Source organism: Nocardia sp. NPDC005366 (assembly GCF_040606855.1).
GTDB lineage: Bacteria > Actinomycetota > Actinomycetes > Mycobacteriales > Mycobacteriaceae > Nocardia.
The window spans coordinates 36,298-62,184 of record NZ_JBEXFQ010000035.1 but is presented as its reverse complement, the minus strand read 5'-3'; the positions used below and the strand labels follow the sequence as shown (position 1 = coordinate 62,184).

The 25,887-nt window shown below is 65.9% G+C and carries 32 protein-coding genes and 1 pseudogene; 11 read left to right on the top strand and 22 right to left on the bottom strand.

What is annotated here, in order from left to right; all coding sequences use genetic code 11:
* The first annotated feature begins 6 nt into the window (after positions 1-6).
* Positions 7-303, top strand: coding sequence for a hypothetical protein (locus tag ABZS43_RS30400; protein ID WP_355039417.1), 297 nt, complete (start codon positions 7-9; stop codon positions 301-303).
* A gap of 603 nt (positions 304-906) precedes the next feature.
* Here ABZS43_RS30400 and ABZS43_RS30395 read toward each other — a convergent pair.
* Positions 907-1,323 carry a type II toxin-antitoxin system VapC family toxin gene (locus tag ABZS43_RS30395; RefSeq protein ID WP_355039416.1) on the bottom strand — a complete coding sequence of 139 codons (417 nt, stop codon included), beginning with the start codon at positions 1,321-1,323 and terminating at the stop codon, positions 907-909.
* Between the two features lie 416 nt (positions 1,324-1,739).
* Positions 1,740-2,519: an alpha/beta hydrolase gene (locus tag ABZS43_RS30390; RefSeq protein WP_355039415.1), complete on the bottom strand. Its 780-nt coding sequence runs from the start codon at positions 2,517-2,519 to the stop codon at positions 1,740-1,742.
* 50 nt (positions 2,520-2,569) lie between these two features.
* Here ABZS43_RS30390 and ABZS43_RS30385 point away from each other — a divergent pair, with 50 nt between their 5' ends.
* The gene (locus ABZS43_RS30385) at positions 2,570-4,336 is read left to right on the top strand and encodes a GNAT family N-acetyltransferase (RefSeq protein ID WP_355039414.1); all 1,767 of its coding nucleotides are present in this window, start codon (positions 2,570-2,572) and stop codon (positions 4,334-4,336) included.
* 353 nt (positions 4,337-4,689) lie between these two features.
* Here the strand turns inward: ABZS43_RS30385 and ABZS43_RS30380 are convergent, their stop codons facing one another.
* The 3 genes from ABZS43_RS30380 to ABZS43_RS30370 are packed head-to-tail and all read right to left on the bottom strand — an operon-like array spanning position 4,690 to position 6,334.
* The gene (locus ABZS43_RS30380; protein WP_355039413.1) at positions 4,690-5,499 is read right to left on the bottom strand and encodes a class I SAM-dependent methyltransferase; all 810 of its coding nucleotides are present in this window, start codon (positions 5,497-5,499) and stop codon (positions 4,690-4,692) included.
* The gene (locus tag ABZS43_RS30375) at positions 5,496-5,987 is read right to left on the bottom strand and encodes a nuclear transport factor 2 family protein (protein WP_355039412.1); all 492 of its coding nucleotides are present in this window, start codon (positions 5,985-5,987) and stop codon (positions 5,496-5,498) included. The genes ABZS43_RS30380 and ABZS43_RS30375 overlap by 4 nt, the downstream gene beginning before the upstream one ends.
* Positions 5,984-6,334: a DoxX family protein gene (locus ABZS43_RS30370; RefSeq protein WP_355039411.1), complete on the bottom strand. Its 351-nt coding sequence runs from the start codon at positions 6,332-6,334 to the stop codon at positions 5,984-5,986. The genes ABZS43_RS30375 and ABZS43_RS30370 overlap by 4 nt, the downstream gene beginning before the upstream one ends.
* 196 nt (positions 6,335-6,530) lie before the next feature.
* Between ABZS43_RS30370 and ABZS43_RS30365 the strand changes: the two are divergent.
* Positions 6,531-6,728, top strand: a pseudogene (locus ABZS43_RS30365) (TetR/AcrR family transcriptional regulator); the annotation flags it as partial.
* 268 nt (positions 6,729-6,996) lie between these two features.
* Here ABZS43_RS30365 and ABZS43_RS30360 read toward each other — a convergent pair.
* The 3 genes from ABZS43_RS30360 to ABZS43_RS30350 form a co-directional block, all read right to left on the bottom strand.
* Positions 6,997-7,266 carry a hypothetical protein gene (locus tag ABZS43_RS30360; RefSeq protein ID WP_355039446.1) on the bottom strand — a complete coding sequence of 90 codons (270 nt, stop codon included), beginning with the start codon at positions 7,264-7,266 and terminating at the stop codon, positions 6,997-6,999.
* Between the two features lie 226 nt (positions 7,267-7,492).
* Positions 7,493-7,927, bottom strand: a complete 435-nt coding sequence (locus ABZS43_RS30355; protein WP_355039410.1) for an ester cyclase — start codon at positions 7,925-7,927, stop codon at positions 7,493-7,495.
* Positions 7,928-8,274: 347 nt separating this feature from the next.
* The gene (locus ABZS43_RS30350) at positions 8,275-8,778 is read right to left on the bottom strand and encodes a hypothetical protein (protein WP_355039409.1); all 504 of its coding nucleotides are present in this window, start codon (positions 8,776-8,778) and stop codon (positions 8,275-8,277) included.
* A 165-nt stretch (positions 8,779-8,943) separates the two neighbouring features.
* Between ABZS43_RS30350 and ABZS43_RS30345 the strand changes: the two genes are divergently transcribed.
* The 4 genes from ABZS43_RS30345 to ABZS43_RS30330 all read left to right on the top strand — a co-directional run bounded on the left by ABZS43_RS30345 (position 8,944) and on the right by ABZS43_RS30330 (position 12,408).
* Positions 8,944-9,168 (top strand): hypothetical protein, encoded by a 225-nt coding sequence (locus ABZS43_RS30345; protein ID WP_355039408.1) that lies wholly within the window; start codon positions 8,944-8,946, stop codon positions 9,166-9,168.
* 8 nt (positions 9,169-9,176) lie between these two features.
* A complete protein-coding gene (locus ABZS43_RS30340; RefSeq protein WP_355039407.1) occupies positions 9,177-10,961 on the top strand; it encodes an alpha/beta hydrolase in 1,785 nt (594 codons plus the stop codon).
* 2 nt (positions 10,962-10,963) lie between these two features.
* On the top strand, positions 10,964-11,563 hold the full coding sequence (locus tag ABZS43_RS30335) for an LppA family lipoprotein (RefSeq protein WP_355039406.1): 600 nt from the start codon (positions 10,964-10,966) through the stop codon (positions 11,561-11,563).
* A gap of 476 nt (positions 11,564-12,039) precedes the next feature.
* Positions 12,040-12,408 (top strand): hypothetical protein, encoded by a 369-nt coding sequence (locus ABZS43_RS30330; RefSeq protein WP_355039405.1) that lies wholly within the window; start codon positions 12,040-12,042, stop codon positions 12,406-12,408.
* A gap of 294 nt (positions 12,409-12,702) precedes the next feature.
* Here ABZS43_RS30330 and ABZS43_RS30325 read toward each other — a convergent pair whose 3' ends face one another.
* A complete protein-coding gene (locus ABZS43_RS30325; protein WP_355039404.1) occupies positions 12,703-12,948 on the bottom strand; it encodes a hypothetical protein in 246 nt (81 codons plus the stop codon).
* A gap of 363 nt (positions 12,949-13,311) precedes the next feature.
* Between ABZS43_RS30325 and ABZS43_RS30320 the strand changes: the two genes are divergently transcribed.
* The gene (locus ABZS43_RS30320; RefSeq protein ID WP_355039403.1) at positions 13,312-13,695 is read left to right on the top strand and encodes a hypothetical protein; all 384 of its coding nucleotides are present in this window, start codon (positions 13,312-13,314) and stop codon (positions 13,693-13,695) included.
* A gap of 284 nt (positions 13,696-13,979) precedes the next feature.
* Here ABZS43_RS30320 and ABZS43_RS30315 read toward each other — a convergent pair whose 3' ends face one another.
* The 13 genes from ABZS43_RS30315 to ABZS43_RS30255 form a co-directional block, all read right to left on the bottom strand.
* Complete coding sequence (locus tag ABZS43_RS30315; RefSeq protein WP_355039402.1) at positions 13,980-15,725, bottom strand: NlpC/P60 family protein; 1,746 nt, start codon at positions 15,723-15,725, stop codon at positions 13,980-13,982.
* A gap of 278 nt (positions 15,726-16,003) precedes the next feature.
* The gene (locus ABZS43_RS30310; protein ID WP_355039401.1) at positions 16,004-16,813 is read right to left on the bottom strand and encodes a hypothetical protein; all 810 of its coding nucleotides are present in this window, start codon (positions 16,811-16,813) and stop codon (positions 16,004-16,006) included.
* Positions 16,813-17,538 carry a ParA family protein gene (locus ABZS43_RS30305; protein ID WP_355039400.1) on the bottom strand — a complete coding sequence of 242 codons (726 nt, stop codon included), beginning with the start codon at positions 17,536-17,538 and terminating at the stop codon, positions 16,813-16,815. Before ABZS43_RS30305 ends, ABZS43_RS30310 begins: the two co-directional genes overlap by 1 nt.
* Positions 17,539-18,047: 509 nt before the next feature.
* Positions 18,048-18,896: an alpha/beta hydrolase gene (locus ABZS43_RS30300; protein WP_355039399.1), complete on the bottom strand. Its 849-nt coding sequence runs from the start codon at positions 18,894-18,896 to the stop codon at positions 18,048-18,050.
* Positions 18,897-19,128: 232 nt separating this feature from the next.
* On the bottom strand, positions 19,129-19,704 hold the full coding sequence (locus ABZS43_RS30295; RefSeq protein ID WP_355039398.1) for an alkaline shock response membrane anchor protein AmaP: 576 nt from the start codon (positions 19,702-19,704) through the stop codon (positions 19,129-19,131).
* Positions 19,701-20,213, bottom strand: coding sequence for a DUF6286 domain-containing protein (locus ABZS43_RS30290; protein ID WP_355039397.1), 513 nt, complete (start codon positions 20,211-20,213; stop codon positions 19,701-19,703). The genes ABZS43_RS30295 and ABZS43_RS30290 overlap by 4 nt, the downstream gene beginning before the upstream one ends.
* 20 nt (positions 20,214-20,233) lie before the next feature.
* The gene (locus ABZS43_RS30285) at positions 20,234-20,554 is read right to left on the bottom strand and encodes an Asp23/Gls24 family envelope stress response protein (RefSeq protein ID WP_355039396.1); all 321 of its coding nucleotides are present in this window, start codon (positions 20,552-20,554) and stop codon (positions 20,234-20,236) included.
* A complete protein-coding gene (locus ABZS43_RS30280; protein WP_355039395.1) occupies positions 20,551-20,739 on the bottom strand; it encodes a hypothetical protein in 189 nt (62 codons plus the stop codon). Before ABZS43_RS30280 ends, ABZS43_RS30285 begins: the two co-directional genes overlap by 4 nt.
* Entirely contained in the window at positions 20,740-21,231 is a 492-nt protein-coding gene (locus ABZS43_RS30275; protein WP_355039394.1) for an Asp23/Gls24 family envelope stress response protein, read from the bottom strand. It abuts the gene before it with no gap.
* 96 nt (positions 21,232-21,327) lie between these two features.
* A complete protein-coding gene (locus ABZS43_RS30270) occupies positions 21,328-21,678 on the bottom strand; it encodes a hypothetical protein (protein WP_355039393.1) in 351 nt (116 codons plus the stop codon).
* The gene (locus ABZS43_RS30265) at positions 21,675-22,052 is read right to left on the bottom strand and encodes an Asp23/Gls24 family envelope stress response protein (RefSeq protein WP_355039392.1); all 378 of its coding nucleotides are present in this window, start codon (positions 22,050-22,052) and stop codon (positions 21,675-21,677) included. Before ABZS43_RS30265 ends, ABZS43_RS30270 begins: the two co-directional genes overlap by 4 nt.
* Positions 22,052-22,642 carry an Asp23/Gls24 family envelope stress response protein gene (locus ABZS43_RS30260; RefSeq protein ID WP_355039391.1) on the bottom strand — a complete coding sequence of 197 codons (591 nt, stop codon included), beginning with the start codon at positions 22,640-22,642 and terminating at the stop codon, positions 22,052-22,054. Before ABZS43_RS30260 ends, ABZS43_RS30265 begins: the two co-directional genes overlap by 1 nt.
* Positions 22,639-23,205 carry a sigma-70 family RNA polymerase sigma factor gene (locus tag ABZS43_RS30255; RefSeq protein WP_355039390.1) on the bottom strand — a complete coding sequence of 189 codons (567 nt, stop codon included), beginning with the start codon at positions 23,203-23,205 and terminating at the stop codon, positions 22,639-22,641. Before ABZS43_RS30255 ends, ABZS43_RS30260 begins: the two co-directional genes overlap by 4 nt.
* Before the next feature lie 319 nt (positions 23,206-23,524).
* On the opposite strand from ABZS43_RS30255, the gene ABZS43_RS30250 reads away from it, so the two are divergent.
* The 3 genes from ABZS43_RS30250 (at position 23,525) to ABZS43_RS30240 (ending at position 25,881) form a co-directional block, all read left to right on the top strand.
* Complete coding sequence (locus ABZS43_RS30250; protein ID WP_355039389.1) at positions 23,525-23,722, top strand: hypothetical protein; 198 nt, start codon at positions 23,525-23,527, stop codon at positions 23,720-23,722.
* Positions 23,723-23,831: 109 nt separating this feature from the next.
* Positions 23,832-24,845, top strand: a complete 1,014-nt coding sequence (locus ABZS43_RS30245; protein ID WP_355039388.1) for an adenylate/guanylate cyclase domain-containing protein — start codon at positions 23,832-23,834, stop codon at positions 24,843-24,845.
* A gap of 268 nt (positions 24,846-25,113) precedes the next feature.
* Entirely contained in the window at positions 25,114-25,881 is a 768-nt protein-coding gene (locus ABZS43_RS30240; RefSeq protein ID WP_355039444.1) for an RNA pseudouridine synthase, read from the top strand.
* Positions 25,882-25,887: the final 6 nt, after the last annotated feature.

The window sequence follows — 25,887 nt, the reverse complement described above, 5'->3', positions numbered from 1 at the left end:
GATCAGGTGGCTTTAGACATCGTCGTACAGGACATCAACCATGCCGAGACACACCACTTCGGTGACGATGCGGACGAAACGCTGTACAGGCTGTGCGCGGCGCAGCCCGAAACCAGTTTGGTACGGGGTATCTACCGGTACGGCGACACCATGTTCAACCGGTACCAGCTTGGCTTGATCCTGGATCAGATCGAGGCGATCGAGGTACGGACCGATGCCGAGCGGCAGGCTGTCGACCTCTTGAGGCGCGCGTCATCGATCGCGCTTCGCACCAACGGATATCTCCTGTTCATCGGCGACTGACGGACAGCACCAATCAGATACCAGGCGCGCATGCCGCGTGGGCGATGGACCATATCGCGCCAGCAGCAGGGCGACATACCCAACATCGTGGGAAGTAGCCAGCCCGACCAAACATCATCATTACCCGCTCATAACTGACAACTATCCGCTTCGATCACCAACTGCCCACCAAGAAACCGCAGGTCGTCCCGTTGTCATGCTCGACACACCCCACCCGGGGCGCAATCGAGTTGGCGACCGGATGACCAGCTCCCGCAGAGCATCGCGATCCCTCAGACAGTATATGTACCCACGATGACCAGGCGTTTCTCAGTTGCCCATGTTGTGCGTGTCCTGCCGAGGGCACAGTATTATTGCCGGTCAGGCGATTACCTTGCCCAGCTCGACGGCACCGAATCCTGATTCGTTAGCAGTTCGTACGCGGCGGAAAACCCGTACGCACCGCCATCGAGCGTCGTGGCAACGTCGTCCAGACCATCATCGAACGAGTCACTGTAGAAATCGTCGGTAGTGAGTCCAGCAAGTCACCGACACCGCGCATCCGCCCATCGGTAGCCGAAGCAACAGGGCACCGCTCGCAAGCGATCTATCCCGAACCCATCCCTAGACCGGAACCACCGTGAGAACGGGATCGAGCCCGACGAAGTCGTCGACATTGGCGGTGTAGAGCGGAAGGTCGTTCGCCGACGCGATGGCCGCGATCAGCAGATCCATCTTGCGCGGCTTGGGATTTCGACCTTTCGCGATGACCGGTTCGGCCATCGTCGCGAACCTGCGTGCCGCTGCCGAGCATAACGGCAGCGCGTCGAAAGCGTGTTCCACCTCGAGCAAACGCTCAGTGCGAAGGGCCTGCGTTTTCGGATCGTCGGCCAACGCGATACCGAGCCCGAGCTCAGCCAGCGTGACCGTGCTGATTCGAGAACGTACCGGAAGTCTGGCGTCATCGATCCGCGCGATATCGATGAGAACGCGGGTATCGAGCAGACCGATAGGGTGCCGCTCGGTCGGCGTGTCAGTCATCGAGACGATCCTCGCCGAACGCGACGTCGATCTCCGCACGCTCCTCGGCAGCACTGCCCGCCGCCGCGAAATGTGCGAACCGCGCCTTCAAGTCAGCGGTTACACAATCCCGCTGCGCGCGGATAGGACGTAGCTCCCCGACCGGGTGCCCGTTTTCAGGTGATGATGAAATCGTCGCCCGCCTCGAGCGCATCCATCACACTCGCGCTGCCGTTGCGCAGGTCGGCTTGTGTGATCGTCCTGGTCATTCGCTCCACAATAGCTACGCGTGCTATTGGTCGCTAAAGCCTGAGTGAGCGTCCGGTAGCCAAATCAGGCGCTCGGGCGGCCCCAGTCGGACCGGCCGACGGCGAGCTGTGGAGCCCGAGTGACCGTATCGGGTCGTTGGCCCCAGACGAATCGCTGGAGCGTCGCGCCTACCCGTGTCGTGCCACGTCCTCGCACAGGATGCTCGGCCAGCGGGCGAGATCGGCCGGTGTGTGCGCCACCTCCAGTGTGGCTTTCGGCAGCAGATCCACGAGCGCCTCGGCTGTCGACACCGGATGGGCGGGGTCGTCGATCCAGGCCAACACCGTGGTCGGCACCTCGATCGCGGCGATCGCCTCGGGGGCGGGCAGGTCGCTCATCGCTGCACCGCGGAACAGTGCGGGCAGTAGGTGCTCGGCGACATCCGGCACGGTTTCCGGCGTTCCGACGGTGGCCGGCGGGCGTGGCGCGGTGAGATCGGCACCGAGGAAGGCGTCGAGTCCCTGCTCCTCGATCATGCGGGCATTCTTCCTGTAGATGTCGGCCTTCGCGGCGCGGGTGCGCCAGGCGGTCGCGGGCACCAGCAGGGTGAGGCCGGCGAATCGGCCGGGGTCGCGGACAGCGGCATGCAGCAGTGTCCCGGTGCCCATCGAAGGACCGACACCGTGCACCTGCTCACCGGGGAACCAGTGGTCGAGCAGCTTCAGCAGGTCATCGGCCAGAACCGGCCACCGATAGTCCTCCGGGACGGCACGACCCGTCGAATGGCCGTGGCCGCGCGCGTCGTACCGCAGCAGTCGGGTTCCGCTGAGTCCGCGGCCGAGATCGAGGTCCATCAGACGGTCGCGGTGGCGGCTGGAGGTCAGGCCGTGGAGTTGGACGACGGGGTGGCCGCCCTCGTCGCTCAGTTCCACATCGAGGTCGGCGCCGGGGACGCGGAAGGTCGGCACGGTGGCTCCAGGGTTGGTGAGACGCTCGGGAAGGGGCCTAGGATACCGGCATGCGGCTGACCAATGTCGCGCATCTGCGCCTGCCGTTCGGCCGCTTGCTGGGCTACGACGTCACCGCGGGCAGGGTGGGCCGTTCGCTTCCGGTGTCCTTCGACCAGAGACGCCACGTCGGCGCGGGCGACCGAGCGGGATCGTGGATGGCGTTGTCGTTCAAGCTCTCCGCGCCGGTTCCGCCCGGCGAACTCGCGACCGCCTGGCTGGCGGTGATCGAGCGCCACGGCACGCTGCGGTCGGTCTTCGTACCGGGCGAGGACGGCGAGCCGCAGCTGCACGAGGTCGAGATCCTCCCCGGCGACTGGGTAGAGCATGTGATCGCTCCGGGGCAGGCGGTCAATGACGCGCTGCGCGCCGTGCTCGACCGTGCTTGTTCACCGTACGGTCGTCCGTCGCACCGGCTATGTGTGCTCGAGACTGCGGTAGGGCCGACCGTGGTTGTCGCCGCCGATCATTCGCACGTCGACATGTGGTCGATGCTGGTAATCGCGCGCGACCTGCTCGCCGGGCTGGCCGCGGCGCAGAAGGGCCGTTCACCGTCGTTATCGCCTGCCCCAGCCTTCGCGGAGCACACCCGCGCGCTGCGGGACCGCCCGCCGGCGCCCGCCGAGGTGCACCGCCGCTGGGCAGAGGTGCTGGCAGGCAGCGGCGACGTGATGCCACGGTTCCCGCTGCCGCTGGGTGAGGCGACGTTACAGGAGGAGCGCGTGGAGGTGCGCGATGTCCTCGACGTCGACGACAGCGCCGCGTTCTCGGCGCAGGCCCGCGACGACGGCGTCTCGACCTTGGCGCTGGTGGTGGGGGCGATGACCGAGGTGACCCACGAGTTGGCCGGCACCGCACTGCGGGCCGTGTTTCCGGTGCACAGTCGGTATGACACCACCTGGCACGACTCGGTGGGGTGGTTCATCACCAACTCGGTGCTCGAGTCGGCCGACTCCGATCCCCGTGCCAGCGCGGAGGCGGTGAAGGAGGCAGTCCGGATGGGGTCCTGGCCACTGGAGGACATCCTGCGGCCGTGGGGCGGGATGCCCGAGGCGCCGGGGATGTTCGCGATTTCGTGGCTGGACCTGCGTCGGCTGCCGGTGCGAGTCGACGCGACCGGATTGGAGGCGCAGTACGTCGGCGCGACGATTCGGACCGACGGCGTGATGCTGTGGTTCGTCCTCGACGAGGCTGGGCTGCACCTGCGCTGCCGGTACCCGGACACTCCGGAGGCCCGGCGGCACGTCGGCGCCTGGCTGGACACGCTGATCGCCCGACTGCAGTCACGGGCACGGGCTTCGGTCGGTGGTCGGCTCCGACTCGGCGACCGGATCTATCGTGTGCAGCGGGCCGGGCGTGCCGACGTGCCGGCGCTGGTCGCACTGCTCTCCGACGACGAGATCGGCCGTACCCGCGAAGGTTCCGAAATTGCCCGCTACGAGGAGGCGTACGACGCCGTCACCAGGGATCCCTCGCACTATCTGGCCGTGGTCCGGAACGAGGGCGACCGGATCGTCGGCACCATGCAACTCACCATCATTGCGGGGCTGTCCCGTGGCGGCGCCACCCGCCTCCAGATCGAGGGAGTTCGGGTCGCTGCCTCGGAACGCTCTCGCGGCATCGGAACCGCGATGCTCGAGTGGGCGCACGACCACGGCAGGCACCGAGGTGCGACACTCGCGCAGGTCACCACAGACCGGGTCCGCGAGCGGGCTCACGCCTTTTACGCGCGGCTCGGGTACGACAACAATCACGTCGGGCTGAAGCGGGCGCTCTGACGGATTCCCGGCGCTCGCTCAGGGTGCGAGAGGGGCGCCTCGTCCAACGTCCGGCGGTGACTGAACCGCCGTGGCAGTCAGCGGGTAGGTCGACGAATTCCGGTGGCGAGCCGCGACACCGAAACGATCGAGTTGTACGAAGAGTCGCGGCTCGAACCGGCGCTTCCAGCCCAGGTGATTCAGCGACAGTATCTGGCGGGGACAGAGCCCAGCACCCACTCATTTGATGAAGGGAGCAACCCCCCATGCCACAGGCACTCGCGGTCGAGTGGACCACGGCCGCACTGCCCTGATTTCAGGGTAAGCCAGGTGATCGGTGAATCCGGCATGGCCGGAAGGACGCCGTCCTGAGTTCAGGAGCGAGGTCGGGGTGATGCGGATGCCAGGAGCGGGTGCGGTTCGTAGGTCACCTCGACGGTGTCGATCGGCGGGTCGAGGGGATTGTCGTTGCGGTGGGCGATGACTCGGACGTAGCCGAGGGTCTCGCCTCGGTCATGTTGCAGGGCTTGGATTTCGGTGGTGTTGTCGGGGGCGACGGTGTGCTGCCAGTCCAGCCAGCGGCGCCATCCCTCGGGCATGGTGTCGGCGAGGGTGACGTCGAGGATGCCGCTGCGCTGCCAGTGGCGTCGCCACCAATGCGCCGAGTGTAGGCAGGCCATGGCGGATTCCCACCAACGGCGAAGATGATCGGGGATCGGGCCGTCGATTTCGTTGGTCAGGCCGGCACCTGCGATGGCGACGGGCCCGCCGGGGCGGACGAAGGATGCCAGGTAGTTGGCGTAGAGGTCATCGGTGCCGTAGTAGACGAAGGAGTCGATGCTGATGACGGCGTCGAAGAATTCGGGCGCGAACGGCAGCGCACGGGCGTCGGCCCGGACCGGGAACACCGCGTCCGCGACGCCGGCGTCGCGGAATCGTGCAGCGCGTTCACCGGGATCGAACCACAGGTCGGTGGCCCAGACCTGCACCCCGTATTCGCGGTGCAGGAACACCGAGGACGCGCCCCGGCCGCAACCGAGGTCGAGTACCCGCATGCCGGGTGTCAACTCCATTGCGCTGGTGAGCCATTCGGTCAGCCACAGTGAGTTCGCGCCGCCGCTGACGCTGCCACGAATCCAGTCGGGGTGGTAGGCACTGCTGCGGGGGAACATGTCGCCGCTCACGGTCGGGAGTCCTTTCCGAGGGGGCCGAGTTCGCCGTAGTCGGCGCTGCGTTCGACGATGCGGTGTCCGGCGACGCGGAATCGGTAGGTGCGCGCGACGCTGAACCGCACCCCCGTCGCGGGGATGACACGGGTGGGTACGCCGTGATGGTCGTGCACAATCAAGGGCCCGGTGTGACGGCCGCTCATGTCGGCCGCGACGACGACCGTTGGCCCGCTTCCTGCGATCGCGCGGAGGGTCCAGTTCAGGTCACTGAAGGCGCGGCGCAGCCAACACGATGTCGCCCAGACCGCATCTGGCCCGGTGTCTCTACAGGCTGTCGGTGCGTAGTCGCCGGGCCGGTTGACCGCGTCGGCGGCGAACAGGGCGGCGAAGTCCTTCGGGTCGCCATGGCTGAGCAGCTTGACCGCGAGCACCGCGAGCAACTGCGCCTGTGTCGGCCGGGCAGGGGCGGTGTGCGCCGGGTCGGTGGTGAGCGCGGCGGTCACGGGCCGACCCAGATCAGCAGTACCGACGCCGCTACAGACAGCGCGAGAAACCCTGTGGGGGCGGCAATCTCACCGTGCCGCGCGCGGATGTGCATACCGACCGCAGCGGTGAAGTAGGCGACCAGGCCTACGGCTGCGGCGATGGATAATGGCGGCCACAGCAGACCGACACTCAGGCCGATCGCGCCGGCGAGTTTGATCACCCCCAGCGTCGTGAGGTGCCGGGCCGGGAAGCCGACTGCGGTGACAGTGGCGACGATCGCGGGTTGGCGTGCCAGGGTCGCCACTGCCGAGCCCGCGACCGCGAGGGCCAGCAGACCGGTGACAGCCAGCGTTGCGATGTTCATTTCGACTCCTGTAGTGCATCAGAGGTTTTCGGCGCCGCGAGGAGCGCGGCACCAAGGGCGGCGGGCCACAGCACCACCAGCACCCGGCCGTTCGGCCGCCGGACACGATCCGTCATCTCCACTCCATTTCGCAATACAACCTGTCAGATGAAAGACTGCGCTTTAGCCGGACAGGTTGTCAAGCGAATATGGGAAGATGGCAGGTCCGACAAAGCGCGAGTACGACCAGCGCGCCCGCGCCGAGGCAGCCGAGCGGACGCGACGCCGCATCCTCGACACGGTGGCCGACCAGTTGCGACAGGCGCCGACCGAACCGTTGAGCTTGGACAAAGTCGCGCGGTCGGCCCAAGTGTCACGCTCGACGGCCTATGCCGATTTCGGTTCCCGGGCAGGTCTTTTCGACGCGTTCGTCGCAGACTTGTCCGCACGGAACGGCCTATCCGAACTGACTGCGGCTGTCACCGCCGCTGATGCCCGCGAGCATCTGCGGGATGCTGTCGCGGCGGCGTGGCTTACCTGGCCCAGCGGCCGCATGGCGGCGGGGCGCCGCGCGACGATGTCTCGGTGGACTGGGCCACCCATTGTTTCGGCATGTCCGAATCCGCAAGCCAGCCGATACGAGATACAGAACATGGGCAACCGGGACGGCAACTCACCGGGATTCAGGACTGGCCGAAGCAATCCACCTGCCATGCAACAGTGCGGCCAGCACCCGCGCGGCAATGTTGATTATCAGAAATCCAGCGCCGACCAAGGAAATTCGCTTCGATGTCGGCTGGGGTATTCGACGGTGAGAGCACCTCGCCGACCAGGACCGTGTCCGCTGCGCGAACATCGGCCCCCGGCGGAAGACAACGGCGCATCATGAAGTCCGGTGTCACGAAGTCGGACTTGCCCGCATACCCGAAAAAGACATCGGTCTCGAGGTTCACCCGCCAGCATTGTTGCGGATGCGACGACATCTCGTCACGAGCACAGCGTTCGATTTCGTGAGTCAGGCAGCTTCTCGAGCTCTTCCCACGTCATGGACTCAGGAAGGTCGGGGCGCTCAGCGCGCGACGTGCTCGGCACGACCATTGGCTCATGCTACCCACGGGGCGACTTCCACGAACCCAACGACGACCAGCGCTCGAGGTAGTGCGCGGCCGACGTCACAACTCAGGTTGCCGCAGAGCGCGCCGGCTGGACGACGCCGAGCTGCTGCATCATCCCGAGCGCATCCCAGCATACCCAGCCTTCGACGGCCTTGCCGTCCCGGAAGCGACTAATCGTAATTCCTTGAACGACAGACGATTTGCCTGTCGCGTGCATACCCATCATCTCGCCGTCATTGGTTCCGGTAGCCGTCCATCGGGTAGTGACAAAGTCACCTTCGGCGATCTGTTCGTTGACAAGGAACCGTAGATCCGAGAACGCGGCGAGGTACATCTGCGCGAGCTGTTTGACACCGTCGGGGCCGTGGGTATCGGCGAACGGATTCTGTGGATCGTGGTCGATGTAGTCGACCGCGACTACCTCCTCGAATGCGTCGAGGTCTCGCATGTTCCAAGCGTCGAAGACGCGCTTGGCGGCGGCCTTGTTCTGCTCTGACATGGCGTTTCCTATCTATTGGTAGTACCGAACTGGCGAAGGCGGCTCGGAGTCGCTGCAGGCAGCATTCGCGGTGCCCGGCGTTGAGTATGGCGTGGCGCGCGGGCCGCGCTGCCGACGGTGAAGCCAGGGCCACGGCCCGGTGTAGGGACGCTGTCATCACGGAGGATGCCCGTCCGAATGTTGTCGGCGGGCATCCAACTACCCACCGATCACAAACCTTGAAGCCGGTGTACGCAAATCATTGTGCGCCTTTTTCGTGCGTAAGGTAAGCCCTCCGAGAAAGCGGGGGAACCTCACAGTCGGGGTCCCCCGATACCGCTGCCCGTGCTGCGTCAGTCGCCGTGCCGCTACTCCAGCCAACTCTTTCGCTGGTAGTACCGGTCCATCTCCTCCTCGTCCAGCGTCGGCTCGCGGTGGCGTGAGTCCGGCTCGGACGGGACAGTCGAGAGCGTCTCGCGCGCGAACCGGCTGAACGCCGTCTCCTGTTCCGGCGACCCGGCGCAGAAGGAATCGGGGCCCACGGAATCGGCCGGGCCGGGATATCCGCTGTTCAGGGCGTCGGTGCGGAGCTCAGTGAGCGTGCGTAGGCGAGGGTCGTTCTCGATGTGGGCGATGGCCGCGGATATCGCCGTGCGAGACGCCTCGACGGCCTCCGCGTGCAGGCGCACGATCTCCGCGCACAGCACGTCGGGATCGAGCTCGCGCCCCCGGTCGGTCAGGCGGATCGCGCGCAGCGCGCTGTCGCCGCCGACTTCTATTCGGGCGTAATAGTTCTCGGACCGGCTGCTCGTGTCGCGCAGCGCTTCCTGCAACCGGTCGATCTGTCCGAAGAGCGGGTCGATATCGGACATGCGGCGAATTCCCCCTTCGTGCCTGATTCGAGGCAGTCTATAGTTGCCGCGACGGCGTGATCCAGTCGACCTGAGGGAGCAGGTGTGGGTGGGTATGACGATCTCGTTCTGGACCCGGATTCTGTGCGGGCGTTGGCAGATGGACTGGGCACGAGCGGCCAGTGCGTGACCGTCATCGGCCGCGGCGGCGCGGTCGCCGATGGGATCTCGGACGGTTTTCCCGGCGCCGATGTGGGTGGGGCGTGTAGGTACGGCGCGCGCTCGGCCGACAAGGCGATGGGCTCGGCCGGCACCGCGCTCATGGAGTTGGGCGGATCGGCGGTCGCCGCGATCATCGCCTTCCAGCAACGTGATTCGGCGAGCGGTCAGGCCATCTCGAACCAGGGCTAGGCCCCCCGGTGAGCAAGAATGCGACCGTGCCGCAGGTACTGGCGTGGCGGCCGGAAGCGCTCGGCGCGCAAGCCACCGAATGGGAGCGGCAGGCCGCCGAACTGCGCACCGCCCTCGATACCCAGTGGCGTGCGGTCGACGGATCCTACGACAGTTGGAAGGGCGCGGCGGGCGAGGCCATGCGCACCCGATTCGAGCAGGTGCGCACCCAGACGCTGAAGGTCGTCGAGGCTCAGGAGATCGCGTGCGACGCGGCCCGGCTCGGCCAGTTCGCCTTCGCCTCGGCGCGTTCACGCGTGGAGTCGGTGAAAGCCACCGCCGAGAGCAAGTCGTTGGCCGTGAAGGACGATGGCACCTGCGAGATCCCCGAGACGGTCAAGCAGCGGATCTACTCCTCGGTCGATGGCGACGCGAACCGCTACAGCACGGCCATCGCCGCACTGATCCTCGACGCCGACGCCCAGACCGCAGCGCTGAAACAGGCGCTGAACACGGCGGCCGACGCCGATACCGCCACCACCAAGAGTATCGAGACCGCCTTCGCGAACCTGCCCGACGGAGCGGCGTTCGGCAACGGTTCCCACACCGCGACACCCACGGTGAAAACACCGCCGAGGAGCGGCACCGCCGAGGAGAACCGAAAGTACTGGGATTCGCTGACCAACGAGGAGAAAGCCCTCGTGCTCAGCACACAGCCCGCCGCCATCGGCAATCTCGACGGCCTGCCCGCCGACGTCCGGGATCGGGCCAACCGGGAAGTGCTGCGCACCGAGCAGGCGCGATTGCAGCGCGACGTCGACACACTCACCTCGCAGGTCAACGCGAACCCCAAGGCGGACGGCCTGGCACAGCGACTGGAGGATCGCCAACAGCGTCTCGCGGATGTCAAAGCCGTGCAGTCCGCGATCAATCCGCCCGCGAACTCCGGCGGTAGTCCGCAAACACCGCGAAAACTGCTGATGTTGGACACGCAGAGCGGGCGTCAGGTCCGCGCCGCCGTCGCGGTCGGTGATCCGGACAACGCGGACCATATATCGGTCGCGACGCCAGGGTTGAGCACCAACGCCCGCGAATCCCTCGGCGGCATGGTGGGTGAGGCGGAAACATTGCAGCGCGAGGCCGAGCGCCAGCTGCAATTGCAGGAGAAGGGGAACGAGTCCGTTGCCGCGGTCGCCTGGATCGGCTACGACCCGCCGCAGAAAAACGCGCTCGACATCGGCAATGTCGCGTTCGAGGGACGCGCCGACGAAGCCGCGAAGCCGTTGGCGAACTTCTACGAAGGACTCGACACCGCGAGCAACAAGAACGACCCGCACATCACCGCTCTCGGCCATTCGTACGGCTCCCTGGCCACCAGTCAGGCGCTGCAAGAGAGCGGCAACGCCGTCGACGACGTCGTCTTCTACGGCTCCCCGGGCCTCGGCGCCGACCTGCCGGTACCCATGCAGTTGTCACAGCCGCTGGGCTGGTTGTCCAATGCCACCGGAATCAACGACGAGGTCGGCTCCGCGGCGGATCTCGGACTACAGTCCGGCCACGTCTACGAGATGAGCGAACGCAACGACGGCGTGGCCAGTGCCAACGCATTCGGACGCAGCCCGAACCGGATGCCCTGGGTCACCCATCTCAGCACCGAGGAGATAACGGTCGACGGCACCGAATACACCGGCGCCACCGGCCATTCGGAATACCCACGAACCGACCCGTCGACCGGTGCGTTGCACCGATCCGGCTACAACCTGGCAGCCGTTGTCGCGGGTATTCCGAGCAATGCCATCAGTCCCAACGGCTGACGATGACGAAAAAGACGAGAGCAACCCTGTCGGCTCTGGCTGCGATCGCGATCGCGCCACTGCTGGCATTGCTGACTATCGTGGGAGTGTATGTGTCGAGTGACAATTCGAGTGAGCCATCCGGCCCGACGGAAACCGCGCGGGCCGCCGAAACCCTGCTCACGAGGCCGACGATGGAGACTTCGATAGAGCAGGTCCGTTCGGTGGTCGAGCAGATCGCCGCAGCGGGTAATCAGATCGATCCACGTCTCGTGTTCGAATATGTCCGTTCCAGTTCGACTCTGGACTGTGCCGCTCCCTTCGACCGGACCAAGGGGCGAAACCATATCCTGCAAGATTTCTACGCGGATGGTCCGGTGCCGGAGGCGTCGTGGAACGTCTTCCTCGAGCGTGCCCGCGTGATAGCGGCGACCGCCGGTGCGACCGCGGTCCAGGTGCTGGCGAATGCGCCCGCCGACGGTGACCGCCCTGCCGTGCACGATGTGTGGTTCACCAGCGCGGACGGTGTGATCATCAAAGTCGCCAGTAAGCGCGCGACGGTTATCACTGGTTCGACCGGTTGCCGCCTGAACAGTGCCGACTTCGGCTCCCCGATCCGGTAGGACCGCGGCACGCCACCCATTCGTGCGGACGAACAAGATGCGAGCAACCTACCTATCGGCGAGTAAGCCGCCGTCATAAGTGGGTATATTTCAGCAATTCCTGTCGCGAGCCGCCATCCCTCTTTAATACTGTTCAACACGTCGAGCCAAGCCCCACAGATAAGCGGCCGTTACCCGGGACCGATCATTGCCGCTTGTCGGCAACTCGAGCCGGTCATTCAGTTTCAACTGCCGCTTTTCTAGCTCAGTCGCATTATCGGCGTGTAATGTTTGCATAATTCACCAAGAGAACACCACTCGATGATGATATTCGAGTCTGCGATATGACGAAAGCACTACTACGACAAGATATTCGGCGCAGCACTGCGCGTTCATGAGCTACTGTTGCCGCACCATTACGACCCATAAACAATCCGGAAGCAAGGCAGTTTTCTAACGCTAGATCCGGTTCAGCCTTTCTGCTGTACCATGGGCGCGTGAGTATACTGTTGAGCTTCACATCGACTCTCGCCATCATCTTTATCGTGCCGATTCTGATCTATGCAATATTTACAGCACTTTTTGGCCTGAAGGAACCAGAGAAAAAGCTCAGCTTTTTTGCTGGTGTGCTGCTCCAAAAAATCGGCACCACAATAGGCTTTACTAGTTTGTTCTATCTCGGCAAAGATAATATTGCCGACCACTGGCTTCTATACGGCTTCACCTGGTTCGTAATGTTTGCATTTACAGAAATAGGTCAGACATTCATGCCGAACTACTCCAAAAAGGAGGCTATTGCGGGTATTATATCGGAGGTTATCTATTTTCCGCTTGCCGCCTTCGTAGTAGCGACCATCGCGGCGTAATATGACTTGGTTGACAATTCCGCTGCTTGCCGCCCGAACAGCGCCGACTTCGGCTCCCCGACCGGGTAGGACCGCAGCACGCCACGGACTTGACTGTTGTTGCGGTGCGGTCTTTTTCGTCGTGGAGGCACCGCAGATCGTGGACGACGAGTTGTGAGCAGTGATCGACCCGTTACTGCCGGGTCGTCCGGCCGCCGGGGACACCGGGCCCGGCGCGGCCGGAATCAGGAAGACCACGCCGCAAGAAGATCCGCCGGACCGTACGCAGCGTGGAGCCCTGCACAGTCGGTCCCGCTACGCGCGACAGCCGTCACCGGCACGGGGCCGGGGGCCATCGCGGCGCCGGTGCAGCGCCGCGAGATCGTGCCGTTCGAACGGAGAATTCTCCAACCACTTCACCGGATCCCCGGCGACCGCCGCAGCGGGGTCGCTCCGATCCACCGGCCGCGCGGGATCGAGGCCCAGCATCTCGCCTACTTCCGCAGGGTTGAGCGGACCCAGCACCATTTCCCGCCCCGTGCTGGTGGAACGGGCGTCCATAGTTGTTCAGCGTCTCCATCATCAACAGGTCAGAGCGAATGAGGATCAGCAGAACCGGTTTCGTCTCCAGCGCTCGGTCCCGGCCCGCTGAAGCATGCCTACGAAGGCGCCCTCGGCATCCATCAAAGATCAACGAGCAGCAGGCACTGCTGGACGACCTGCTGACCATATCGAGAAGCCCCAGGTCAGATGCGATCCGCCGGTGCCCTGTCGGGCACATCGAACATGGGAAATTGGTCCGGGGCTCCGGGCCGCGCGCTCGGTGCGCTGTAACTTTCCGTTAAGAATTCACTTGCCGGGGACGGATACCTTCGCGGCAACGATCGACGAGCATCCGGCCCGTCGAGACGAGGGTGGGGATCCATGAAACGAATACTGTTGGCATTGTCGGTATTGGCTCTGGCCATGACCATCGGCGCGGGAACCGCTCAGGCGAAGTCTTTTTCGTCGTCGAACTCGGGGAGTTGCTCGGGAACGATCAAAGGTTGGGGCTACTTCTACGCCTACACCTATCAGTACGCGTACATCTCGAACAATACAATCGAGGACGAGGACCACGACTTCGACTTCGACGGATTCCTCGAAGGCGCGGGCGATGCGAGATTCCTCGAGGGCAGGAAGAACAAGTGGATGGTCTACCGCAGCGGTGATTTCGATATCGCTGTCCCCTACATCGATGATGCGGGTCTGTTCGTCCGCGACAACAGGGACAGCGACGATGAGTGGGTGAAACTGTGTAACTACTGACATCCGACACGATTACTCAGCGCTGAACTATCGGATGCCGCGCCCGGCCGGTCGAAAACCTTTTCGCATAGTGAAATCTTTTTTGCACCAGTTGGTTTCAGCGATTCCGTGCTATCCCCGCCGACTCCGACTCCGACTCCGACGCCGACGCCGAGGCGTGCGTTGTCTATGGCAACCAGGTGCCCGGCGCTCCGGGCGCTGAATCCGACGGGCACGATCCGTCATGCGGGATCGGGCCCGTCGAGGTCGGTCGATGAATGTTTTCCGGCGGACGGGGGGAACGCTCAGAAACGGCGAGCACCGGCGAAAGGCATGGAATCGACGGGTGATTCGGTGACACCGACGCCGTAGGTGGAGGCGTGGATCACCTTGCCGTCGCCTTCGTAGAGCGCGGAGTGGCCGCCTCCGTAGTAGGAGACCAGGTCGCCGGGCTGAAGGTCCTCACGGGAGACGGGGGTACCGGCGGCCAATTGGTCGTAGCTGGTGCGCGGCGTGGCGACGCCGGCTTCCGCGTAGGACCACTGCACCAGGCCCGAGCAGTCGAAGGTGTCGGGACCGGTTCCGCCCATGCCGTAGTTCGTGCCGAGCTTGCCGCGCGCGGCCTCGACGGCGAGTTCGCCGGAGGACTTTTCTGGTGCGACGTACGGAGCGGGCACCTGTGGTCGGCCGTCGAGCACATCCCCGAGGGACGGCAGCGGGAAGCCGAAAAGTTCTGTGGGCATGGCGAATTCGAGCAATTCACCGAACGGCATGCTGGGCAGCGCTTCGGCGAACGGCAGGCCCGACAGCGCTTCGCCGAGGGTTGTGCCTTGGGCCGGGCTCGCGGCGATTTCGGCGCGGGTTGCCGCACGAGGCGCGAGCTGTTCGGCGAATCCCGATGTCAGCGACTCGTCATCGGTCGACGGGTACTGCGCGATCGCGGGCCGCGTGTCGGTGTCGACCGAGATCTCGGGACCTCCGAACCAGGGCATGGCGCCGAATCCGGTTCGGGTTCCGGCGAGATCGGCGAGCGGCCCGATTACAGGCAGGGCGGCGACATCGATCCCGGCCACCGCCGGGAACGGCGCTGCACCCGGGCTGCCGACATCGAGCCGGGCCGCGGCGGGCAGGGTGGTCACGCCCGCCGAGGTGCCGCGAGTGACAGCGGGGGACGGCATGACACCGGGCAGGCTGCTGATATCGAACCCCGCGAATGGCGAGAACTGTCCGGCGCCGGGCGCGGGGGTCGCGCCGATTCCGATCCCGCCGAGTATCGAAGACCGGTCGGTGCTGGGCAGCGTGCCCAACGCGGTGCGGGCGAGACCAGCGAGCTCTGTGACGCCGGGCAGCGAGCCGACTCCGAAACCGGGCGTGGTCGCCGGACGGAACTGTCGGCCTCCGGTCGAGGCGGTGATATCGAATCCCGTATCGGCGATGCGGGAGGGCTGTGCCGCGGCCGGGGCGCTCGCACCGATTCGTGTCTCCGCGAAGGGCGGGAAGTCGGCGGCACCGGGCAGCGCGCCGAGCTCGATGATTTCCCCGGACAGATCGGTGCCCGGGTAAGCGCCGAATTCGATACGAGGGGCGGGCGCGCTGGTCAGCTGGTCGGGAGCCGATGCGGCCGGTTCACCGCCGGAGGTGTCGAAATCCAGGCCGGGGAAGGCGAACGGCAGAAGTCGCTCGACCTCCGGCAGCACGTCGAACTCGATGACCTGCTGGTTCCTTGGCTCACCCCCGAGCAGCGCACGCCGGGCCATCGCGGGCTGCGCACCGAACTCCATTTCGGCGATAACCGGCGCATCCGAAGGAGTACCGGTCGGCGTGATTTCCATTTTCTCAGGTGCTATTTCGAACCGAGGAGCCTCTATCGCTGGTGCCGAAATTTGATCCGGAATGTCGATTGTGCCGACTCCCGGGATGGTCACCGACCGCGCCGACGCCGGGGCGGCGGTCAGCAGAAGGGTTCCCAGGGCGGCGGCTGCGGCGCCGATGACCAGCATGATCGCGCGGCGCAGCCAGCGAGAATATCGGACGTCTTCGGGTGATGCCATGATTCGGTCCTCCGATGCTCACATCGTCGGCCGATGGCGGACTTGCGGTGTTCACCACGGCCTTCGAATTGATTCGAAAAACATCACGGTGATCTGATCCCGGTCCAGCGGATCCGAACGTCCATCTTTCGGCAGATCACGTATAGGTCAAAGACAAACACGCAATAAATAGATAACGAACAAATAAAGAATCGTAACGATATTCGCATTAATGGTTTCTATACATAAATGCCCCGCGGCGTTGTTCAACGCACCGCGGGGCATTCCCGTAGGACCGTTCAGGCGGTGATCTGCTCCTCGATCTGTTCGGCGAGGGAGCGCAGGCGCGCGGCGAATTCGCGCGCGGCGACCGGATCTTCGCCGGATCCCTTGACCACCCGGCGGGTCAGCGCGGCCAGCCGCGTTTCCATGGTGGAGAACAGATCGATGGCGGGCCCGTCGGTCTCCGACCCCACTTCACCGCGCAGCCAGGCCTGCAAACGCAGTTTCACCTCGGCCTCTCCGCAGTGCGCGGGCAGTACCGCCACCGCCTCGCGCAACTTGCCCGCGGTGACCTTGACCTCAGGCGCGTCGGCCAATGTGGTGTACACGGCGACCGCCGCGTCCTCACCGTGCTCGGCCGCCACGGTCAGCAGCTCGCGGACCTGACCTTCGTTGATGGCAGGCGCGACGGGGTGCAGCCGCGCGGCCAGCGGCCAGGCGCGAATGAGTTTGTGTGCGTATGAGCGCTGCATATCCCAGCGCTGCTCGACGTAATCGTCGAACGTCGCGTGCTCGCTGCGATACAACCGCCCGTCGCGCACGATTTGCAGCGCCCTGCCCGCCGCCCAGAACGCGATCCGCAGGCTGTCGATGGAGGATTCGCACGCGTTCAGCTGCTGCTGTTCGCGATCGCTGAGCGGTCCGTCTCCCTCGGCTTCCGGCAGGGGCATGGTCAGTACATTCGCCGGTTCCACCGGTTGCGCCGATTCGACGCGTCGCCACTGCGCGTCGCGCAGCGGGGATACCGGCGGGGTGTGTTCAGCGGTATCCGCCAGGGGATTCGCCGAACCGCCGCCGATCGTGCCCTTCCTACGCTGCGGAGGCATCAGGCGGGCACCTCCACGACGGCCCGATACGGGCTGACCAACTCGTCGCCGACCTGCCGGTATTCGGCCAGATCCTCGATCGGGTTCTCGGCGCCGTCACCGACTTCCCCATCGGCCGCCTCGCGATACCACTTCCAGGAACTGAGATAGGAGCTGAATACCTCGTATCCGGCGTCCTCCAGATTTCGGCGCTGCGTGCGGTATTCGGTGGATACGTTCACGCCTTTCTTCATGGTCACCGGCACTTTCGTCATCAGGACGCGGACACGGATCTCGCGTCCGCTGCCCGCGGCGGCCTCTTCGGCGGCGCGATAGGTGCTCGGCACTCGTTTCACCTCCGACGGGCTGACACTGGTCAGGAGAATGAGTTCATCACTCACCGGAATCGCGGCCTTGAAAATCTCGGCCGATTCACCGCCCGCGTCGACGATGATGACGTCGAATGCCTTGGCATTGTCGGCGACGCAGTCATCGACATGCCGCGACGGGAAGGCGATGAGTTCGAAGGGAACCGGGATTTCCCCCCTGGTGAGACGTCGATACCAGGAGTAGCCGGTCTGACTGAGCGGGTCGGCATCGATCACCAGAACGCGCTGTTCGTGGACGAGCGCGAAATAGGAGGCCAGGAAGAAGGCCGAGGTGGTCTTGCCGACACCGCCCTTGAGATTCCCCAGCGTGATTACGAGGGGTTCGGGCAGATCGAGTGGCGCAACAGAATTCGTCATGAACAGTCCTCCGGTTATGAGGAGTGTGCTGGAACTGTGCGGAACCCAGTCTGGCACGGGTATCGCACACTTCCGTTGATTCGCCGACGCACCGCCGATACAGCGGCGCGCCGCGATCGTTCGCCCGGCACGCCCGCCGCTTCTCGCCGTCGCGATGACAGGTCACGGAGCCTGCTGTGTCCAATTGGACACAGCCGCCCGGTGTCGGCCCGCATGGGCGACCGGGGAATCGAGGGCGGCGGCGGGGTGGAACAGAACTGAAACGTGATCGTTTCCAATGCTGCTGATATCCAGGCCGAGCGAATCGCCCCGGAGGAGTCCTCGCGCCTACGGGAACCGAGGCGGCCGCGGACAGCGCGCACGCGCCTGTCGTCCCGGGCAACGTTGGAGGACGACTTCCGCGGTCGGACGCGGCGGACGACTCCCCCGACCGGATCCCGGAAACGCTATCGCCGGGCACTGAACCGCCCGAGAGGACCTGCGGGACAACAGTTCACCTCGCGATCGGCTCACGGAGACAGCACCTTCTCCTCACGCTCGAGGTAGGCCCCGATGATGCGTGCGACGTCGTGCGGCCGTTCGATATTCGGTGAATGTCCTGCACCGGAGACGATTTCGACCGTCGCACCCGCCGCGGCGTAGCGGGCGGCGGTGCGCACGGGGTCGTACAACTGGTCACGGTCGCCGTGGATCACCAGGCACGGTTTGCCGAGCGCGCGTACCTGGGCGTCGAGCGGGTCGGCGGCCAGACGGCTCCGGCGCTCGGCGAGGACGACGCGATACATGGCGGGGCTCATCGCGCGATGGTCGCGGATCGGGCGGTCCGGATCGTCGAAGGCGTTATCGGGCGGGAATCCCGGTGCGAAACCGGTGCGCATCCCGAGGCGGACGACTGCGGGCGGGCTGAGTCGATGCAGCAGCGCGCCGATTACAGGCAGTGTCATGATCACCCCACCGCGCGGCAGGTTCGCGTGGCTGTAATCGGGAGCCTGTCCGATGATCGCCGCCGCGCGCACCCGGTCGGATCGTCGTGCCAGCGCGAGCGACACATCCGCCCCGTAGGAATGGCCGACCGCGAGCACACCGTCGACATCGAGTGATTCGAGCACGGACGCGATCGCTCGCGACTGTGATTCCGGGTCGAGGCCGGTATCGCCGCCGGTGCGGCCGTGTCCCCGCAGGTCGACGCGGATCACTCTGTGGTCGGTGCACAGCAGTCGCGCGAGATCGTCGAACCAGTGCAGGGAGCCGCTGAAACCGTGCACCAGCAATACCGGAGCGGCGTCGTGCGGGCCTTCGACGCGCAGGTGCACGGCACCGCCGTCGGCAGATGACATCGTATCGGTCGGCCGGGTCACCGGTCACCCCGTAGGAAGACGCTCATGGGCCCATGATGCCGCCGGGGGTGCAAACGGTGGGGCAAGGCCGTCGACTGACGGGTCCGCAACCGGTCTGGGCGGACATCGGCGGCTCTTGCCGACAGGAACCCGACCGTATGCCGCGGGAATGTCCGTACAGGCCGGATGGATCACCGTCGGCAGAGAGCACCCGGCATCCGCGTCCGACAGACACACCGTGCCCGCGATCGGCTTATTGCACCCGCGCGGGACGACGGTCCTGTTCGAACCGCAACTCCAGGGTGACCGGGATGACCTCGACCTCCAGCGCCTGACGCATCCGGGCCACCGCGTGATCGAGGATGCGTCGACGCAATGCCGGGATATCGGCGGACGGTTGCGCGGTCACGACCAGATGCAGTTGGGGCGCGGCGCGGGTGCCGCTGAGCCAGGCCGAGGCCGAGCGAACGTCGTCGTATGCCTCGATATCGGTGGCGACGGGGGCGGCGGCGGTGGCCGATTCGAGGAAGGTCGTGCCCGCCCGTTCGGCGCCGCGGGTACGCCACGTCCGCGATTTCGGCATGCGGAACAACTGGGCGAGCAGCCAGCGCAGGCACAGCAGGCCGAGTACTACCGCACCCGCGAGCACCGCCCAGAAGACCCAGGTGGGCGGCGCTTCGTCGCCGGGGACCAGGGTCGAATCGGCGTCGACCCGAGGCAGGCGGCCGTCATGGGCGGCGATGAGCGCGACCCCAGCGACGATCAGCAGCAGACCCGCCGTCCCGAGCAGAATCCGGTTGAGCAGGGCAGGACGATTGATCTCGCTCATGCGAGGCCTTTCGATCTCGGGCCGCGTAACCGGGCTCGCACCCGTCGCACGGGCACACCGATTTCCTGGACGCGGCGGGTGAGGGTGGCGCAGACCTCCTCGGCGATACCATCGGTATTGCTGCGCTCAGCCTGTCCGTAAACGGTGACTGTATTGCCGCGCAGTCGAATTCGAGGATGTTCGACGCCTTCCACAGTGCCGGCGGCACTGCGCAGCGTTGACCGGAGACCGGCGCGGGAGACTCCGGCGCGCAGCTGCGGGGAATCCGAAATCGGTAGCACTACAGGCTTTCCCGGCCACAGCGCCGAGGCCAGCAGAACAGCGCCGAACACGACGGCGATGATGCCGACGATCAATACGGGCAAGTCGTTCCAGTGGTGTTCATACAGTGCGGTGGCGACGGTGTCGTAGGACAGATATTCGCGCACACCCAGCAGACGCTGGACCAACGACACCCCCACCGCGACGCAGAGGGCGAGCAACAGTACCGCGAGGATGACCGCGGGCATTACTCGCCGAGATCGACGAATCACCGAATCTGCCTTCCGACAACTGTTTCCGTGGTCAACTCGGCGATGACGATATCGACACCGGTGACCGTGAGCCCGGTCAACTCCGCGGTCCGGCGAGACACATGTTCGCGGCACGCCTCGGTGACGCGGGTGATCGGCTGCGGGTATCCGATGGGCAGGCGCACATCCAATGATGTTCGGCCGCCGTTGATCTCGGCCTCGATGGCGACATCACCGCTGACCCCCGCGACCTCGCGGGCCGCCCGGGCGGCGATGCGCCGGACAACTCGAGGCGATACCGTGGTGCGTCCGGGCAGTTCCCCCGCGGCGGCGGTCATCGCCTACCCCGGCGCTGCGCGGACCGGATGATTCCGCCGACGTCGAGCTCACCGTCGAGCCACCGCCCGACCAGCAGCCCGACCAGACCGAACAGCAGCACCATCGTGAACGCGCCGAATCCGCCGAAGGCGGCGGCGAATCCGAGCGCGAGCCCGACCGCCAGGCAGATCGTCGTCGGGCTCATCTACTGCACCCGGGCGGTGCGGACGGGTTCCTCGTCGTCATCACCCGGGATGTAGACATCGTTGACGTTGATATTGACTTCGACGACGGTGAGTCCGGTCATCTGCTCGATCGCGTTGATCACGTTGCGGCGTACCGCACGCGCCAATTCCGCGATGGCCACGCCGTATTCGACGACGATCTCCAGGTCGACGGCCGTCTGCGTCTCCCCCACCTCGACCGAGACGCCCTGCCCGATACTGGCGGACGCACCAGGAATGCGATCGCGGATCATCCCGAACGCCCGCGCAGCGCCCCCGCCGAGTTCGTGGACTCCGCGCACCTCGCGCGCGGCGAGACCGGCGACCTTCTGCACGACGATATCGGCGATGGTCGTGTTTCCCTGCTCGCTCACCAGCCCGCTGCCGGGAGCAGCCGCGCCGGAGGACGTCTTCGTCTGCTGCTCGACGGCGGCCTTATCGGTGGCCGAATTCTCGGTGGTGGTCGCGTTCATGATTCCTCCTGGTCGACATTCGGATTCAGCGGTTGATCGGATTTCGTTCGAAACGACACCGACCGCGCCCGATCGTCACGGTCCGCGCGCTGTCAACTAGGTGACTCCTTCGCCGGAAGCGGGCGTCGTGGCGAAAGCCGCGGCATCGAGTTCGGTCACCACCACGCGCAACCGTGCTCCCGACCACGCGGTGCCTGTGAGCGCGGCGCGCAGTGCGGCGATGGTCTCCTCCAGTAGCGGCGGCAACGGCAGCGCGGCGGCGATCACCCGCACCTCGACCCGTCCGGGCGAAAGGTCGACGGCGCCGCCCCTGGCGTCCCACGGCCACCAGCGCGGCGTTTCCGCGCCGAGCGGCATCGACGGGCGCATACCCGTCAGCGTCTCCAGCGCGGCGATGACGGCACCGACAGCGGCGGCGGTATCGGCGGCGGTATTCGTGGAGGTCACGCCGAATCCGGTTCGATATCGAGGACGGACACCGATACATCGGCCACGACGACCCCGGTCTGCTCCGACACCACCCGCGTGACCTCCCGTTGCACCGCGTAACCGACCGCCGCAACCTGACGATCGCCCGAGAGCACGACGTTCATCCCGACGTGCAGGGCGCCGTCCTCATCGCGTCGCACCACGACCCCCTCGGCCGGCACCGGGTCCGCACCCGCCCAGCGCTGTCTACCCACCCGCACCAGGGTCGACACCAGCCCGCGGATACCGGGTTCGAGCCGGACCACGCCGGGCGTGGCCAGCGCCGCCCGCGCCGACACCGCGGCCACGACCGCCGGTTCGATCACGATCTCGGAGGGCGATCCGGGGGTCATCATCGGATACTCCCCTCCTCATCGATGACGTCGGCGACCTCCAGGTCCAGCCGGTCGAGCACCAGACCGACCCTGGTGCTCAGCGCGGCGGCGACCCGTTCGCGGACCAGGGGCAGCGCCGCGCCGACGGTCGTCCGACCGATACCGATCGCGACCGACAGCTCCACCTCGACGCGGTGCGCGCCGCTGGATGCCGTGGCGACACCGCGCACCCGGCAATGCCTGGCGCTGACCCCGGGCACGGTGTCGGCGGCATAGCGCAGGACCGCGGCGACGGCCTGCTCGCTCACCTCGACCTTGCCCGGCGCGGGCGTCGGCAAGTCCAGCGCACGGCCGCGACGCGCGTCCGCGCGGACCGCGGACATGATGCGCCCGAACAGATCGGGGGGCGTCTGCTCGGGTTCCTCGATCAGTTCCGCGGTCGCCGCACGCAATGCGCGCAAGCTGTCGCGGGCGGCCGCGCAATACGGGCATGTGATCTCGTGCTCATCGCCGAATCCGGCCTCGACGACGTCGAGGCGATCCCAGACCTGTTCCAGTTCGCGGCCGCAGGGCAGTCGGTATTCCTTGTCCTCGGTCGTGCTGTTCATCGCCACGGCGTCATCACCTCGGCCAGCTGGGCCCGCGCCCGTGCTATACGGCCGCGCACCGCGGTGGTGTTCGCGCCCACGATCTCTCCGATCTCCTCGTAGGACAGTCCGTCCAATTCCCTCAGCAACCAGCACGCCCGCTGTCCGGGGGTCAGGGCGTCCAGCGCCTCGTTCAACGCGGCCAACTGGCCGCTCACCTGCGCGGCGTGCTCGGGTTGCGCGTCCGAGCGCGGCGATTCGGTGGCGTCCGGGTCGATGTCGACCCGTGGGCGGCGCGCCCGGATCACGTTCAGGCACCGATTCGTCGTCATGCGATACAGCCAGCCGACGAATGCGGCGTCCACCGCGAGTTGCGGGAGCCGTCGCCAGGCCGTCAGGAACACCTCTTGCACGACATCCTCGGCGTCGGCCCGATCAGCGAGCATTTTGATCGCGAGACGGAACATTCGCGTTTGATAGCGGATAACTAGCTGTTCATAGGCTCTCGCGTCGCCGTCACGTGCCCTGCTCACCAGCGTCGCGTCATCGAGTGCGATGTCGGGAACCGCTTCTGTCGTGGTCACAGCACCTCCTCCGCCGCGCACCGCGTAGACACCGGAGACGGGGAATCGTCACTTCCCATTATTGCGTGATGCTTGTCTCAGTGGTTGCTGCGTGACGAAAAGGATGCACTCGCGTCTCTAAAAGGTGTCGCGGTCGATCGGAAAACGCGCGAAGATTCGGATCACTCGGATTCTTCGACATACCGGCGGGGCGCTATACGGGACGAGAACACCGAAAACTCTTGGCATGCAACATGATCGGCGGTTCACCTACACGGAAGTGGGAGTGGAATCGCTGATCACGGTTTCGTAACGACAGCATCTGGGTAATCAGCGAGGTATGACAGTGACGGATGAGCGACCAACCCGAATCGCCGGTGTGGAAGTGGGGACCGCCGTCCTGGCCGCGATGACCTGTCTCGCGTTCACGATCGCCATAGCGGTGCTCACACAGTCGACCGTGATCACGATCCTGGCCGGGTCGAGTATCGCGCTCGGCGTCGTGCTGGCGTTGATAATCCTCCCGAGTACGCGATAGGGCGGCGAATCCCGGTGAAGAGAACTGAAACCCGGCCGCCCGCTGTGAGGTAGGCCAACTCCCCGCTCATCGCCGCCGCCGGGCCGATCGGAGCCGTAAGGTACGAAATATGGTGGCGACCGAGATCTCCAAGCTCGTCCAGTCCGTCGTCGAGTCGTATCTGCTCGACGGCGAACGCCGGTACAACCGCGCCGAAGTCGCCGGGCGTTCCGGTGTGTCCGAGCAGGTGTCCCGCAAACTCTGGACGGCGCTCGGCTTCCCCGTCAACGCCGACGACGCCGTCGACTACACCGACGCCGACGTGTCGGCCGTCCGCGTTTTCCGCGGCCTGAATGTGGTCGCCGAATCCGGACTTCGCCAGCAGGCCGCGGCCGCGCGGACCCTCGGCCAGGGTATGGCGCGCCTCGCGGAATGGCAGTCGGATCTGGTGCTCGCCGAAATCGCCAGCCGCGTCGAGGCGGCCACCACCGACGGCGCGGTGACCGACCCCGAGGAACTCGCCAAGATCGCCAGGACCGCCACCGAGGAGACGGTCTCGGCGCTGGAGGAATTGCAGACCTACGCGTGGCGGCGACATCTGGCCGCGGCGCTGGCCCGTTCGATCGATGGCGGCACCGCCGAGGATTCCACGAGGGAACTCGCGGTCGGTTTCGCCGATATGGTCGGCTACACCCGCCTGACCAGGCATCTGCACCCGGACGAGTTGTCCATGCTGCTGGAGGCGTTCGAATCGACCACGACGGCGGCGATCACGGAGAACGGCGGCTGGGTGATCAAGAATGTCGGCGACGAGGTGATGTTCGCCGCCGAGACCGCGGCCGAGGGGGCGCGCATCGCCCTGGCGATCCAGGAATCGACCATGATGGTCGGCGGCACCCCGGAACTGCGGGTCGCCCTCGCCTACGGCCAGGTGCTGCTACGTTTCGGCGATCTGTACGGCTCGGTGGTGAATATGGCGTCCCGGCTCACCGGTGTGGCACGGCCGGGCACCATCCTGATCGATGACGGTGCGGCGGCCGCGCTCGCGGGTGATCCGGAATTCGATCTCAAAAATCTGCGCAGCGTCCGCGTCCGCGGCTTCAACCGCTTGCGGCCGCACCTTCTGCGCCCGAAGGATGCCTGATCAGACCGGCTTTTTCCGCGGCATGACACTCGGTGTCGGTCGCCCGCCGGTGCCGCTTCGACCTGAGCCGGACGCCTTGGGACCGGCCTTCTCGGATGTCGACGGCCGCGACGCGCCGCCCTGGTTCTCCCCCGCTTCGGTGCCATGTGTGCTCACTGGTTTCTCCTACTCGCAGCCGAGACGTGGTCTCGGAATTCGGAAGAGCGGGCAAGTCCCAGAATATGTCGGACTCGGCTCGAACGCCCCGATTAGGCTCCTCCCGGTGCAGATGAACTGGCCGCAGTTACGTGAGCGCTACCTCGTCACCGCCGATGACGCGGTGCTCGCGCTGAATAAGCCCGCGGGAATTTCGGTGACAGGCGAGCGACACGACACCGATATCGTCCAACTCGCCGCGGCGGCGGGGCAGACGCTCTACCCGGTGCACCGGATAGACAAGGCGACGTCGGGGCTGGTGCTGCTGGCCTCGGATCTGACCGCGCACGGCGAGCTGACCCGACAGTTCAACAAGCAGACCGCCCGCAAGGCCTACCTCGCGATCGTGGAGGACCCAGGACTGCCGGATCGGGGGATCATCGATCTGCCGCTGAGCGTCGGGCGCAAGAACCGGGTGCGGATCGCCGCGCCCCGCGAGGCGATCCGCGAATCAGGTTCGGGCCGTTGGTATGTCGACGAGGACGAACTGCTCGACACCAAGCGCTATCCGTCCGTCACCCATTTCGCGACGGTCGCGCGCACCGGTGGACGCGCCGTCCTCGCCCTGCGTCCGATCACCGGCAGACGCCACCAGATCCGGGTGCACCTGGCGTGGATAGGTCATCCGATCGTCGGCGATCCGCTGTTCGACAAGACCGGCGCGCACCGACGGGCCCACCTGCATTCGTGGCGGCTCGGGCTGACGGCATCGTGGCGAACACCGCCCGAACTCGATCTGGAGGCGACACCGGACTCGGATTTCTGGCAGCCCGCGCCCGAGGCCGCCGCCGATCCGACCGGCCTGCTGCGCCGGGCGAACGAACTGCTCGGCGACGGCTGAATCCGA